Here is a 13,571-nt window from a genome sequence, read left to right on the forward strand (position 1 = left end):
ATCAGCATCGTAACTACGACGACTCATCAGCTTTTTTGAATCTCCCATGTTTGCAAAATTTATGCAAATAAGTGTGCCGATTTAATGAACCATCTCAGTTGTGGAAAGTCAGCATGAGCGACTTCACAAAAAGCAATGCAAACATGTTTAATGATTTTTCGTTGGGTATCAACTACGAGTTTCTTAGTAGTTGTTTTCATTGAACGCGCAAGCTGATGAGTTTGTTTCGTGCCTTTTTGGGGATGAGTTAACAGGATATTTTTCTTCCATCGAACCAGAAAGTCTTGCTGAAAATGATTCATCCACTCAATGGTCCACGCACAAGCATAACCTCTGTCGAGCACATGCAAAACCCTCACTATTAAGGAATCATTAAGTTTTCTGAGCATTCGGAACATGATATTAGAAGCCCATTCCTTGTATTTACCTCTAGATGTCCACCAACTCATCTGACAGACTGACGGAACTTCTCCTAAAGCACTTACTAATACGGCTGTCCAATGAAAGCCCGGCACACATATCCGATTAGCAGGTGGATGATAGAAGCCTGTCTTGACTTTCATCAATCGCTTACCCTTGCTGCTGTCCACACTACACAATCCTTCTGCAAACCAACTCTCTGGCTTCTCTATCCGACTATCGTCCCACAACAATAGGGGACGTAGACCTCTTGTCTGTAAGTCCTTGATACGTTCCTTGGCTTTAGCAAATAAAAAATTATCAATCAACTTACTTTCCCAATTCTTGCTCCGAAGTAAATTGCTGATACGCTTTGTGCCTGCAGGGGCATGAGCAAAACCACAGATATACCCGCCTAATTCACTCAGCAATAAGCCCATTTTCTGGTTACGGAATAGAAGAATTGCCGTGAATAAATCAAAAAAGGTACGACTTAAGCGCTTATCTATCTGCAAATCAAGTTGCGTAAGAATACCTTTTAGGTATTGATTAGATTGACAAAGAAGAAAAATACCTGACTTATTGGGAGTAGTCTTAATTTTTGATAATATTGTAAACATAAAAAGACCTTCTGGTAAAAATTTGCGTTTGTAGTGATTCACAAATTTAACCAGAAGGTTCTTTTTTTATCTACTATCCTAAAATTCGGGATGACTCATGTTTTTTAATGTGGCCAGCACATCATCTAATTGGTTGAATCTGTTCTCCCATATCTTACGGTATTGCTCCAGCCATTTATCTATTTCTTTCATTTTTTCAATTTCAAGTGAATAGAAAATCTCCCTGCCCTGAAACTCCTGTTTTACAAGCTCGCATTCTGTCAGTATCTGCAAATGCTTAGACACCGCCTGCCGTGTAGTATTAAAGTTTTCAGCAATGGCATTGGGGGTCATGGCTTGCAAGGCTATCAGGGCAATAATGGCCCTTCTGGTGGGGTCTGCAATGGCCTGAAAAACATCTCGCCTCATAATTACATATTGTTTAAGAAACTAATTGGTTGCGAATTTAAGTGCAGCAAATGTGGTTTGCAATGGTTTTTTGATTAAATTTTTATGTATAAAATTGCAACCCAGCCTTTAGATAGGCAGGGTTAATAGTTATTGAAGAAATTTTAGTAAAAGAAGAAACATAAAACCAGGATATTCAATTGAATAAAAGTCTTATCAAGAAGTCACTAATCTTTACTTCTTCCCCCAATTTCGTATCAACACATAAACGGCAAACAAAAAGGTAATTCCGTAAACCGCAGCCAAAGCGGGTTTCTGAAATTGAAGTGTTTTAAAGTCGAACTGTTTATACAACGCTACCCCAACTATAATGGCCACAATGCTTAAAGTAAAAACTGGAGCTTTTCGTTTTTCCATAGTAGTAGATTTTAGAAAAATTATAAAAATCAAAAAGCCTCTCTGGTTGAAAAGAGAGGCTTTTTCTGTGATCCCGCTGGGACTCGAACCCAGGACCCATACATTAAAAGTGTATTGCTCTACCAGCTGAGCTACGGAATCTTATACTGGTTTATCTACTCGAAAAAAGGTTGTAACGTTTGTGATCCCGCTGGGACTCGAACCCAGGACCCATACATTAAAAGTGTATTGCTCTACCAGCTGAGCTACGGAATCTTATTTTGGTTATTCAGAAATCTGAAAAGAAGAAATTGAAAGAAGAACTAAAATTCATTACTTTTGCTTTCTTAATTCATTGGAGGTGTTACCCCTTTTCCTGAATCGCGGTGCAAAATTACATTTTTTGATATTATGATGCAAACATACTTTTTGAAATTTCAGAAAAAACTTTTTATAATATTCATATTTTCTTTACAATTCGTTGATAGTCAAGCTCAAAAAAAGTTATACACAACTGCAGATTCTTTGTTTAAACAGAAAAAATTTGACGAAGCGGCCTCTCTTTATGAAAAAATAATTACCGAAACCCCCAACTTTAATCCGAAGGTTTATCTGAAGCTGGCAAATATTTATGAAAACCGTGGCGACTTCGTCATGGAGCTTTACTACCTTAATCTGTACTCTTTCAGGTATGCTGATGAGCGCGTCTTTGAGAAAATTTATACCATCGCCACCGAAAACGGCTACAAGGGGTATGAAAAAAACGACCTCAATTATTTTCTGTATTATTTCAGGCAATATTCCATATACGTTTGGGCGGGATTTTTAATTATTGGCATCTATGTATTTGCAGTTTTTCTAATCAAAAGGCTCAATAATCAATATAGCCCTATCCCGCACAAAATACTATTTCTGGTATATCTGGTTTTCTTGTCGGTGCTTATCAATCTTCCTAATAATTACCGCACCGCCATTATAAAAAACGAGCAGGTGTACCTGCGCGACTACCCCTCGGCGGCCTCGCATATCGTTGGCATCATCAGCGAAGGCCACAGGCTTAATGTAATCAATTCTGAAGACATCTGGTATCAGGTTCTATGGGACGGCAAGTTCTGTTACATTAAACAAAGCGATATTCTCCTGATTCATTAATTCTTAGAGCCGTTGGCTGGTTAAAGTCTTTTATATAACTTTTGCATACCTTTAGAATTTAACCTGTGCCTTGGGCATTAATGTGTAGCAGTGGGTTTCTGACTCTCTTCAGCTTCAATTTTGATGTTAATTCTAAGTTCGGTAATTTTGCACAATTATAAACAGAATTGACCCAAGCAATGGCCAAAAACAAAACATTCGTAATTGACAGTATAGAGGTTGAAAATTTTGCAGCAGAGGGTAAATGTTTTGCAAGGCACAACGGACAAGTAATTTTTATTGAAGGCAGTAACGTATCGCCTGGCGATAAAGTGAAACTTTGGGTGAATAACCGCAAAAAAAACTATGCTGAGGCCAACGTCTTAGAAATACTGGAGGCCTCTCCGCTGCGCATTGCTCCTTTCTGCCAGCATTTCGGGGTTTGTGGGGGTTGCAAATGGCAACACGTGCCTTATGAAAAACAATTAGAACTAAAAAGCCAGCAGGTGCAAGACCAACTGAGCCGCATTGGCCGGCTTGAGCTCCCCGTTATAAATGATATTCTTGGTTCGGCCAATACTACTTTTTACAGAAATAAGCTGGAGTTTACTTTCTCTAACAGCCGTTGGTTTACCAGAGAAGAAGCCAGCCTTGGAGAAGATACCGACAAAAACGCCCTGGGTTTTCATGTGCCCAAGCGTTTCGAAAAAGTATTACCCATTGAAAAATGCTATCTGCAAAAAGACCCTTCTAATCAGATAAGACTTGCCCTGCGCGACCTGGCCAATGAGCAGGGATATACCTATTATGACCACATTGCGCACCAGGGTTTCTTACGTAATATCATGATTAGAACCACCTCTATCGGCCATCTGATGGTGATGATTCAATTTGCACAAAACAATGAATCTGATATTGAGCTGGTACTGAGTCACCTCATAGAAAAGTTTCCTGAAATCACGTCTTTGAATTACGTTTTGAATCAAAAGCGAAACGATACCTTCCATGACCTTGATGTACATACTTTTGCTGGTAAGCCGTATATAGAAGAAAAAATGGAGGATCTGATTTTCAGAATCGGTGCCAAATCGTTCTATCAGACCAACTCTGAGCAAGCGTATGAGCTTTACAAACTTACCCGCGAATACGCAGGCCTGACAGGCAACGAACTGGTATATGACCTTTATACCGGCACTGGCACCATTGCCAATTTTGTAGCTAAACAAGCCAGCAGGGTTATAGGTATTGAATACGTAGAAGCCGCAGTTGAAGATGCAAAAATCAATTCTGAGGTAAATAACATACATAATACCGAGTTTTTTGCCGGTGATATGCGCAAATTTCTGACCCGTGAGTTTATTGAACTGAAAGGTAAACCGGATGTAATTATTACTGACCCGCCACGCGCCGGAATGGACGAGCCGGTTACCCGCACAATTCTGGATGTAGCCCCGCAAAGAATAGTTTATGTAAGTTGCAACCCCGCCACACAAGCCCGTGATTTGGCTATTTTGAGCGAAAAATATCGTATTCTAAAGGTTCAGCCTGTTGATATGTTCCCACATACACACCATGTTGAAAACATAGCTTTGCTTGAACTAAAGCAGTAAAAATAAAAATGGCAGATAGAGAGGTTAATCCTTATCTGCCATAATATCATTCGGGCTCCGGGTTTTAATTATCAGAACGGAAATTCTTCCTCGTCAGGGTTACGCGGCTTATTTGCTTTGCTTCCAAACGTAACAGGCGCCCCGCCTGCATTTCCACCTCCTTGTTCAAAGCTATCCAGTGCATTAGTAGTCGGGAACGATTTCGGGCCGTTAAAATCAGTAAAACTGTCGTGCACAGGTGTGTAGAAGCCGTCCAGGTCGGCAAATTTGGTATATTTACCAATAAACCTCAGCCTTACGGTATCAACGGTACCACTACGGTTTTTGGCTATGATCACTTCACCCACACCGGCTGTGGGGTTCCCGTTTTCATCCTGAGTTATTTTATAGTATTCCGGTCTGTACAAAAACATAACCATATCGGCATCCTGCTCAATAGACCCCGACTCACGCAAGTCAGACAACTGCGGGCGTTTGTCTCCGCCTCTGGTCTCCACGGCACGGCTCAATTGCGAAAGTGCAATTACAGGCACATCAATTTCTTTGGCCAGGTTTTTCAACGAGCGCGATATGGTTGCAATCTCCTGTTCACGGTTACCGCTTTTCTGCCCTCCCGTATCTCCGGTCATCAACTGAAGATAATCAATAATAATCATCCCGATATTGAACTGAGCTTTCAAGCGGCGGCATTTGGCTCTTAATTCAAGCACCGACAAGGCCGGGGTATCGTCAATATAAATAGGCGCTTTAGACAACCGGTCAATCCTGTGGTGCAATTGCTGCCATTCGTGGCTTTCAAGGGTTCCTTTTCTTAGCTTTTCGCTATCAATTTCTGCTTCTGCAGAAATCATCCGCAACATCAGCTGGGTTGATGACATCTCCAATGAAAAAATGGCCACCGGAACATTCCATTCAACGGCTGCGTTTCTCATCGCCGACACCACGAAGGCGGTTTTACCCATCGCAGGCCTGGCGGCTATAATAATCAGCTCGGTTTTCTGCCAGCCACTCGTTATGCGGTCAAGCTCAGTAAAACCACTGGCAACACCCGTAAGGCCGTCTTTATTATTTTTCTTTTTTTCAAGTTCGTCAATTGTCGCACGCATAATAGAGCTGGCATCGGCATAGCTCTTTCTGATGTTACGTTCCGAAATCTCAAAGAAAGTCTGCTCTGTTCTGTCAAGCAGATTAAATACATCGGTAGTGTCTTCAAAAGCATCGCGCAAAATATCCCCTGCCACACGTATCATATCGCGTTTAATTGCCGATTGAGAGATAATACGAGCATGCCATTCAATATTAGCGGCCGAGTTTACCTTGCTTGTAAGACGGGCCAGATACTGCGCACCACCTACAAACTCCAATTCGCCCAGGCTACGCAGCTGAGAAGTAACGGTTAATAAATCGATTGGTTCAGATTTACCGAATAGTATCAGAATGGCATTGTAAATACGCTGATGAGATTCTTTATAGAAACTGCCGGGTTGAAGAATATCCACAACCGTAGTCAGTGCATCTTTTTCAATCATTAAGGCACCCAATACTGCTTCCTCCAGCTCTATTGCCTGTGGAGGGAGTTTGCCGGACTCAGGACGAAGCACCTCGTAAGTTGGGTTCTTGCCTATACCTCTTTGTCCCTGATTTCTGCCCGTTGTAGTATTTGGATTCATATATTCCATAATGTTAATACAATGTTAAGAAAAAATACACTTCTTAAAAAACACGTACTATGTGCCTGTTATTATATAAACAATTGATAGTCAATATTTAACTCATAAACGTGAATTTTTTTGTGGAAAAAACTTAAGATATTGTGAATAATTTTTGATTTTTGACAAATCATTTCAAAGCAGTAAGAAAAACTAATTTTGTTTTCCTGCGTTTTATAGACAGAAACGGTAATTGAACTTAAAAAACAAACACAAAAGTATTTTGACAGAAAAAGTATTCACATTAGACGAGGTTTCCCTGATAGATTTTCTCGGAGTAGAAAATAGTAATATCAAAATGGTAGCGGCTGCTTTCCCGGAAAGCAAGATAATTTCAAGAGGGAATCAGATTCTGGTAAAAGGGAACGACAAAGAAATCAACAAAATTTCAGATATACTTGAGTCGCTGCTTGAGCATTATCATAAATACGGAAGAATAAGCAACGACCAGGTAAAAAATTATATTCAGCAAGACATAGAGTCGGCCAATCATGAAGCTACTGACGATGACGTAATCGTTTACGGAACAAGAGGTATAATAGTACGCGCCAAAACTGCCAATCAGAAAAAAATGATTGAGGCCGCCAATAAATATGATATAGTTTTTGCCACAGGCCCTGCCGGTACGGGTAAAACATATACCGCCGTGGCATTGGCTGTAAAAGCATTAAAAGATAAACAAGTAAAGAAGATTATCATTACCCGCCCGGCCGTTGAAGCCGGAGAGAACCTGGGCTTTTTGCCGGGTGATTTAAAGGAAAAAATTGACCCTTACCTGCGGCCTATTTATGATGCGCTGGACGATATGATTCAGGCAGAAAAACTGAAATTTTATATCGAAAACCGCACCATAGAGATTGCACCCCTGGCCTATATGCGCGGGCGTACACTGAACAATGCCTTTATTTTGTTAGATGAAGCACAGAACACCACACCCATGCAGATAAAGATGTTTCTGACACGGATGGGGCCACTTTCTAAAACCATTATTACCGGCGACAGAACACAGGTGGATTTACCGAAAAATCAGCGGTCGGGTCTGGTTGATGCCTTAGAAATTTTGAAGAATATAACCGGTATAGGATTTGTTGAACTGGATGGCAGAGACGTGGTAAGACACCGATTGGTTAAAGACATATTAAATGCTTATGAAAAAGCCGAGAGTAAATAATAATAACCGGCGGGTTCCGTTGCAACCATAGGCTACTTTTCTCTCGTCATAAAAGCATGAAAAAAACTTTATACTTTACGCCGCTATTTATGCTGCTTACATGGCAAACATGGGCACAAAGAACTTTAATTTGTGCCCATGCTGCTATTGATTCTATCCGCTCCGTTAACAATGCAGGCCGGGCCATCAAAAAACTCAGGTTTGAACAGGCATTAGCCAACGTTATAAGTGCCGAAAATCAAAAAAGCCGTATCGGTATAGCCAATGAAGACGTTATCCGTATTCCGGTGGTGGTACATATTGTCCATAATCAGTCAGATGGCTCAATCCGAAATAATAATATTCCCGATGAGCAGGTATTCTCACAGATAAAAGTACTTAATGAAGATTACCGGCGCAAACAAGGTACATTGGGTTTTAATAGCAATCCGGTAGGTGCCGATATAAAAATTGAATTTTTTCTGGCTTCAAAAGACCCAAACGGTAATCCAACTTCGGGTATTACCCGTCATTATACAAATACAACAAGTTTTAGCCTGATAAGCGATGCAGACCGCACGCGCCTTTCTAACCTCGGGTATTGGGATAGCAACAAGTACCTGAATATCTGGGTAACTACTTTCCGCAGCCCATATATAGGTTATGCCGAGTTTCCCTATGCTGAAACCGTAGACGGGCTGAGCGAACAAGCCAGCGAAAACATCGACGGAGTTTTTATTGATTACCGGGTGTTCGGGAAAAAATCAGGCACTAATACATCAGGTCTTTACAGTATGGGCAGAACCACCACTCATGAAATTGGCCACTGGCTGGGTCTAATTCATACCTGGGGAGATGAATATTGCGGCACTGATTACGTAGCAGATACTCCGCCAACTTCTGAATCAAATAATTCGGCCTTTTGCACCGATAAATTCTCTAATTGCAATGGAACCCTTACCAGAAATATGATTGAGAATTATATGGACTACTCGCCAGACTCTTGCATGAATATTTTTACTTTAGGGCAAAAAGACAGAATGCGCGCGGTATTAGACCTGAGCCAGAGACGTAAAAGGGTTGTTAACTACGCCAGATTTGAGCTGCCTCCTTCAACCACGCTTGCCGTTAACCTCATACCCAACCCAACCACTAAAGAGAATATTCAGGTGCAGGTGTTATTGCCAGACTTTCAGGATTTCACTATTTCGCTGATAGACATAAAAGGCAGAAACCTTTACACTGCCACATTTAAAGATTACCCAAGTACAGTGGTAAGTATTAATGCTTCAGACCTGGTGCCGGGTAATTATTTTATGCGGGTAACATCTAAGGAACAGCAAGCTACAAGGCGGCTGGTAATATTATAGCGCATAAAATTTAATGATAGTTTATAAAACGAACGTTGAGCAACCTTTACTTTTGCTCAACGTTTTGTTTTTTTGTATGTATCGTTTTTTATTTTTTTAATCAATGCCGTCCGGCATTTTTATTAGCAGGTTTTATTAGCTTTGCGGTTCTATGTACCAGTAGAAACCTAAGCATACGCATGAACCCACAATGGAGATAGTAAAAAAAGATAAACCCGATTTTGATGATATTTTTATGAACCTGGCTAAAAGCCTGGCCTTGCGTTCGCATTGTGTAAAGGCTCAGGTCGGGGCTGTATTAGCCAAAGACACCCGTATTATTTCTATTGGGTACAATGGCCCGCCGTCTGGCACGCATAATTGTGATGAGGAGTATCCTGAAACGGGATGCCCGCGCGACTCTAAAGGTAGTTGTTCTTTGGCTTTGCACGCCGAGCAAAATGCCATACTCTATGCTTCAAAAAACGGAGCTAATCTGGAAGGCAGCACGCTCTACGTAACGTTGTCGCCATGTATAGCGTGTGCCAGGGTTATTTTCAGTATGAAAATAAAACGTGTAATTTTTCTGGAATCTTATGCGAAATACAAAGGGATTCCTACTGACGAAGGAGTTGATTTTCTACGTAAGTTCGGAATTGATGTAGAGCAGTATGGGGGTAATCAGTGATGTACTCCCCCATCGCCATGCACGTGTCCGTGTGCTATTTCATCCGGATTGGCATTTCTTACGCCCAGCACTTTGCCTTTAAAATGCAATGTTTCACCAGCCAAAGGATGGTTGAAGTCGAGCATCACAACCTCAGGTTGTACTTCCACTACTCTGCCGTTCATGCGTTGTCCTTCTTCGTTCGAAAACGGAATATAATTGCCTATTTCAAGCATTCCCTCCGGTACTTCTCCGTTATCAATCTTGAAATTCTCAATCGGAAAATCAATTAATGCTTCGGTGTCTACTTCGCCATACCCTTCTTCCGCGCTGATAGAGAAATCAAAGGTATCGCCTGCACCAAGCCCAATCAGATTTTTTTCAAATGCCTCTGGCAAGCCACTCAGGCCATGTATAAACACAATAGGATCGTTCTCATCCGACACCTCGATAATTTCCCTCTCGTCATTCTCGCCCACATAGAGCTCGTAGATGGCAGTGACAACTTTTTGGGCTTCAACTTTCATATTTTTTGATTTAATGTATTACAATTCAATTTTAAAAATGAGGTATTTTATTACCCCGATATTTCATAACTTTGCCACAAACGTACAAATTCTACCCTTATAAATGAATTTTTTAGCGCATTTATTTCTATCCGGCGACAACCAGGAAATACTCGTTGGCAATATGCTGGAAGACTACGTGGTTGGTAGAATTGAGCATCCGAGAAACAGCCATTTTTCAGAAAACATTAAAAAAGGCATTTTATTGCATCGCCTCATTGATTCATTTACCGATACCCATCTGCTAATTAGCGCCTCAAAGTCTGTTCTTTATGATAAATACCATAAGTATGCTTCGGTGGTAATTGATATTTTTTTCGATCACTTTCTGGCACGCCATTGGGAGCTGTATTCTACTGAACCATTTGATGTATTCAGAAAAAGAGTGCATCAGGCATTTATAGACCACTGGCACCTTTTGCCGGATAAAATGAGGCCGGTTATTGAATCGATGATTAAGTACGACTGGCTGAAAAACTATGCCGAGTTCTGGGGCATTGAACGCGCCCTTACGGGTGTAGCCAAAAGAGCAGTTTTTGAGTCGAATATGGAGCAGGCAGTAAACGACCTGCAGGCACATTATGTATTTTTTGATGAAAACTTCAAAATTTTTTTCCCGCAACTGGTGCAGCAGTGTACAAGCTTTTTACAGGAAAACCATTTTTCACATAACAGTATCGTAATACAATAAGAACATGTCAGAAATACTGAAATCAATAAAAAAAGACACTATTAAAGCCCTGTATTTTTTACACGGTGAAGAGCCTTTTCATATTGAGCAAATAGTAGAGAAAATTCAGAGCCTGGCCATTCCCGAACACGAGAAGGGCTTTAATGAATTTGTGCTTTTTGGTAAAGACCTGAATGTGGGTGCCCTGCTGAATTATGCGAGGCGTTTCCCGATGATGGCCGAGCGGCAATTAATAATAGTGAAAGATGCACAGCAGATTCAGGGAATTGACCAGAAAGAAAACCAGAAACTGATAGAAGAATATGCGCTGCTACCCTTGGGTACTACAATATTGGTACTGGCTTTTGGTAATGCGCAAGACGAACGCAAAGCGTGGGTAAAAGCATTTGGCAAAAGTGGCGTGCTGTTTAACTCAAAGAAATTATATGACAACCAGTTGCCCGATTTTGTGGCCAATTACTGCCATGGCAAGGGCGTTAAGATAAGCCCGAAGGCTATTCAGTTACTTGTTGAACACATAGGCAATGATTTAAAACGACTGACCAGTGAAATTGAGAAAGTAATACTGAATATAAAAGCCGGCGATGGTATTGATGCAGACCTGATTCAAAAGTATGTTGGTATCAGTAAAGAATACAATGTTTTTGAGCTTCAGAAAGCGCTTATTCAGCGAGACATAGTAAAGGCTAACCAGATAATTATTTACTTTGGCAATAACCCAAAAGACAACCCCATACAACCTGTTATCATTATCCTTTATAATTTTTTCAGCAAGGTATTATTGGTGCATGCTTCCGGCGAAAAGTCTGATAGCGGCATTGCAGCCTTATTAAAGGTAAACAGCTTCTTTGCCAAAGATTATATTAACGCTGCAAGAAACTATTCGTTTACCAAATTGAGGTCGGTAATTCACTCGTTGAAAATAGCTGATTTGAAGTCAAAAGGTGTGGAAACCGGCGAAGAAACGGAGGGCGATATTCTTAAAAGACTGGTTTTTGAAATACTGCATTAGTATTAAAAGTATTTCGCTTTTTAATTAAATATAGTAAGTAATTGGTAGTGATAAGGATTTTAAATCTGATTTTCAGCGGCAACTAAACTGGCCAATTTGTTGCTAAGGTTTTGGTAAAATGCACTGAATCTGAGAAATCCCATCCCAGTTCTTTTTGCTTCAATAATTACCCGCAACCAACACTTTTTTTTGCTCTTGGCGCAGCTTTCAAAAGGCTTTTGGGTTTAATAAATTGCGTATTTTTTATTATTTCCCATCAACTGCCTCATTTTTAAAGTACGATTCTTCTCTCCTGTTTTATGGCATTTTAGCCATTATATACAAACTACTTTTTTAGTGTTTGTTAATCAGTATTCCGGTTTTTATCGGTTGGTACAATTATAAATAGCCGTAAATTGAATTGGTAGTTTATGGCGCAGCATCTATGCTCGGATACTATGAATTAAGTCACTTCATTTTTTTTATTTGGCCTTCCCTGACCCATAGTCGGGATTTTATATATAAATTCGTATCCTCTAAATCGCTCTGTACTAAGCAGAGAAAAAATCTAAATAATTAGTGGAACAGAAGAAAAGAAAACTGACCTTCTCCAATAACCCGGTGCATATTGAATCGCTGCCTAATTATAGCTGGATAGAGAGAGATACTTTATTATTGCACATTGCGTTTCAGATATTTATGGATGCCCTGGAGAAAGACAAAGTGCTTGAGGTAATAGACTGGGATAGCAGCGATGAATATAAAAAGGTAAAAAAGTATATTGTAGAGCTGCGCGATTGGTGGATGATTAGAAAAGACAAAGACCGCCTTAAAGAAATAGATTACTCAGACGAATCACAATATGAAGAAGACAGCACTTATCTGCACATGCTGATGCTGATAAGAAAGTATCTGGTGGTTTAGGCTTTTGGTGTGTTTGAAGGGTTGTCTTTGGTATTTGCTGTTTTTTTTATAATTTCATAAATATCAACTGATTGCAAAACTGAAAAAGAATGGAAAAACTCAGTAAATTAACCAATGCGCTCAACTGGTTCGAAATTCCTGTGACTGATTTCGACCGGGCCAAAAAATTTTATGAAGCCATTTTTGACCTTACATTGACACCCCTTGACATGCCGGGCTTCCAGATGGCCATGTTTCCTTCAGAACCACCTTATGTTGGCGGTGCGCTTGTAAAAGGCCAAAGTCATGAACCCGGCACAACCGGAATAGTGGTGTACCTGAATGCTAATCCTGACCTGCAATTGGTCGTCGACAGAATAGTGCCTGCAGGCGGGCAGGTTATTATGCCCAAAACCCTCATTGATGAACAAACCGGTTTTATGGCCTTCTTTATTGACTCTGAGGGTAATTCTTTAGGCCTTCATTCAAACAAATAAACTTTTCTTCAATAAAAAGCGTGGCCGTATTCTTAAAAGAACACAGCCGCGCTTTCTATTTTTCATTTCAGCTGCGATTTATTATTAATTGTTTTATTGTGTCAATGCTCTTATTTGTAGTGTATTTATAGTGTCAGTTGTTTTTTACGCTATAAATAACTGCATTTTTAAATGATTCATGGCACCTGCACCTCTTTTTGAACCTATATTTCTTGCTTAAAAATCTTCAATGGTTTGTATTTATATTCAGCCTTTTAATCTGGCCATCAATGCCCATGCTACTTCTATTCTTATTGAACCCATATAATTTAGCCCGTTGGTAAGTACTTCATATCTAATGCCTTGTAAGCCGTTGCAACTCTTTTCAGCTTTGGCAGACTCATATATCATTTCAGTACCAGACACAAACTAAATATGGGAAATTATTGCCTGAAACGTAATACTATATTATTTGAAGGGAATAATTGTCAACGATAAGCCAATCGGTATTCAAAATAATAAGTTG

Annotated in this window: 15 protein-coding genes and 2 tRNA genes; 9 read left to right on the plus strand and 8 right to left on the minus strand. The window is 40.1% G+C overall.

The window, feature by feature from the left end:
* Nucleotides 1-59: 59 nt before the first annotated feature.
* The 5 genes from C0V77_RS13655 to C0V77_RS13675 form a co-directional block, all read right to left on the minus strand.
* Complete coding sequence (locus C0V77_RS13655) at nucleotides 60-1,061, minus strand: hypothetical protein (RefSeq protein WP_216824439.1); 1,002 nt, start codon at nucleotides 1,059-1,061, stop codon at nucleotides 60-62.
* A gap of 36 nt (nucleotides 1,062-1,097) precedes the next feature.
* Nucleotides 1,098-1,427: a helix-turn-helix transcriptional regulator gene (locus C0V77_RS13660; RefSeq protein WP_101726904.1), complete on the minus strand. Its 330-nt coding sequence runs from the start codon at nucleotides 1,425-1,427 to the stop codon at nucleotides 1,098-1,100.
* Between the two features lie 213 nt (nucleotides 1,428-1,640).
* Nucleotides 1,641-1,823 (minus strand): hypothetical protein, encoded by a 183-nt coding sequence (locus C0V77_RS13665; RefSeq protein ID WP_101726905.1) that lies wholly within the window; start codon nucleotides 1,821-1,823, stop codon nucleotides 1,641-1,643.
* 68 nt (nucleotides 1,824-1,891) lie between these two features.
* Nucleotides 1,892-1,964: transfer RNA gene (locus C0V77_RS13670), tRNA-Lys, on the minus strand.
* A 41-nt stretch (nucleotides 1,965-2,005) separates the two neighbouring features.
* Nucleotides 2,006-2,078: transfer RNA gene (locus C0V77_RS13675), tRNA-Lys, on the minus strand.
* 249 nt (nucleotides 2,079-2,327) lie between these two features.
* On the opposite strand from C0V77_RS13675, the gene C0V77_RS13680 reads away from it, so the two are divergent.
* Both C0V77_RS13680 and rlmD read left to right on the plus strand, forming a co-directional pair.
* Nucleotides 2,328-2,954 (plus strand): SH3 domain-containing protein, encoded by a 627-nt coding sequence (locus C0V77_RS13680; RefSeq protein ID WP_143706097.1) that lies wholly within the window; start codon nucleotides 2,328-2,330, stop codon nucleotides 2,952-2,954.
* A gap of 179 nt (nucleotides 2,955-3,133) precedes the next feature.
* Nucleotides 3,134-4,543 (plus strand): 23S rRNA (uracil(1939)-C(5))-methyltransferase RlmD, encoded by a 1,410-nt coding sequence (gene rlmD, locus C0V77_RS13685; protein WP_101726907.1) that lies wholly within the window; start codon nucleotides 3,134-3,136, stop codon nucleotides 4,541-4,543.
* A gap of 71 nt (nucleotides 4,544-4,614) precedes the next feature.
* Here rlmD and dnaB read toward each other — a convergent pair whose 3' ends face one another.
* Nucleotides 4,615-6,222 (minus strand): replicative DNA helicase, encoded by a 1,608-nt coding sequence (gene dnaB / locus C0V77_RS13690; protein ID WP_101726908.1) that lies wholly within the window; start codon nucleotides 6,220-6,222, stop codon nucleotides 4,615-4,617.
* A 253-nt stretch (nucleotides 6,223-6,475) separates the two neighbouring features.
* On the opposite strand from dnaB, the gene C0V77_RS13695 reads away from it, so the two are divergent.
* The 3 genes from C0V77_RS13695 (at nucleotide 6,476) to C0V77_RS13705 (ending at nucleotide 9,439) form a co-directional block, all read left to right on the plus strand.
* Nucleotides 6,476-7,423: a PhoH family protein gene (locus tag C0V77_RS13695; protein WP_101727195.1), complete on the plus strand. Its 948-nt coding sequence runs from the start codon at nucleotides 6,476-6,478 to the stop codon at nucleotides 7,421-7,423.
* A 56-nt stretch (nucleotides 7,424-7,479) separates the two neighbouring features.
* The gene (locus C0V77_RS13700) at nucleotides 7,480-8,772 is read left to right on the plus strand and encodes a M43 family zinc metalloprotease (RefSeq protein WP_101726909.1); all 1,293 of its coding nucleotides are present in this window, start codon (nucleotides 7,480-7,482) and stop codon (nucleotides 8,770-8,772) included.
* Between the two features lie 190 nt (nucleotides 8,773-8,962).
* On the plus strand, nucleotides 8,963-9,439 hold the full coding sequence (locus C0V77_RS13705) for a dCMP deaminase family protein (RefSeq protein ID WP_101726910.1): 477 nt from the start codon (nucleotides 8,963-8,965) through the stop codon (nucleotides 9,437-9,439).
* Here C0V77_RS13705 and C0V77_RS13710 read toward each other — a convergent pair.
* Nucleotides 9,433-9,945: a peptidylprolyl isomerase gene (locus C0V77_RS13710; protein ID WP_101726911.1), complete on the minus strand. Its 513-nt coding sequence runs from the start codon at nucleotides 9,943-9,945 to the stop codon at nucleotides 9,433-9,435. The two genes, C0V77_RS13705 and C0V77_RS13710, sit on opposite strands and share 7 nt — an antisense overlap.
* A 103-nt stretch (nucleotides 9,946-10,048) precedes the next feature.
* Between C0V77_RS13710 and C0V77_RS13715 the strand changes: the two genes are divergently transcribed.
* From C0V77_RS13715 to C0V77_RS13730, 4 genes are all read left to right on the plus strand, one after another.
* Nucleotides 10,049-10,675 carry an ACP phosphodiesterase gene (locus C0V77_RS13715; RefSeq protein ID WP_101726912.1) on the plus strand — a complete coding sequence of 209 codons (627 nt, stop codon included), beginning with the start codon at nucleotides 10,049-10,051 and terminating at the stop codon, nucleotides 10,673-10,675.
* A gap of 4 nt (nucleotides 10,676-10,679) precedes the next feature.
* Nucleotides 10,680-11,687, plus strand: a complete 1,008-nt coding sequence (gene holA, locus C0V77_RS13720; RefSeq protein ID WP_101726913.1) for a DNA polymerase III subunit delta — start codon at nucleotides 10,680-10,682, stop codon at nucleotides 11,685-11,687.
* 558 nt (nucleotides 11,688-12,245) lie between these two features.
* Nucleotides 12,246-12,590, plus strand: a complete 345-nt coding sequence (locus C0V77_RS13725; protein ID WP_101726914.1) for a hypothetical protein — start codon at nucleotides 12,246-12,248, stop codon at nucleotides 12,588-12,590.
* An 89-nt stretch (nucleotides 12,591-12,679) separates the two neighbouring features.
* Nucleotides 12,680-13,066, plus strand: a complete 387-nt coding sequence (locus tag C0V77_RS13730; RefSeq protein ID WP_101726915.1) for a VOC family protein — start codon at nucleotides 12,680-12,682, stop codon at nucleotides 13,064-13,066.
* A gap of 246 nt (nucleotides 13,067-13,312) precedes the next feature.
* On the opposite strand, the gene C0V77_RS23180 is transcribed toward C0V77_RS13730, so the two are convergent.
* Nucleotides 13,313-13,471: a hypothetical protein gene (locus tag C0V77_RS23180; RefSeq protein WP_158237958.1), complete on the minus strand. Its 159-nt coding sequence runs from the start codon at nucleotides 13,469-13,471 to the stop codon at nucleotides 13,313-13,315.
* Nucleotides 13,472-13,571 lie beyond the last annotated feature (100 nt).

It is taken from the genome of Emticicia sp. TH156, assembly GCF_002855535.1.
GTDB classification, from domain to species: domain Bacteria; phylum Bacteroidota; class Bacteroidia; order Cytophagales; family Spirosomataceae; genus Emticicia; species Emticicia fluvialis.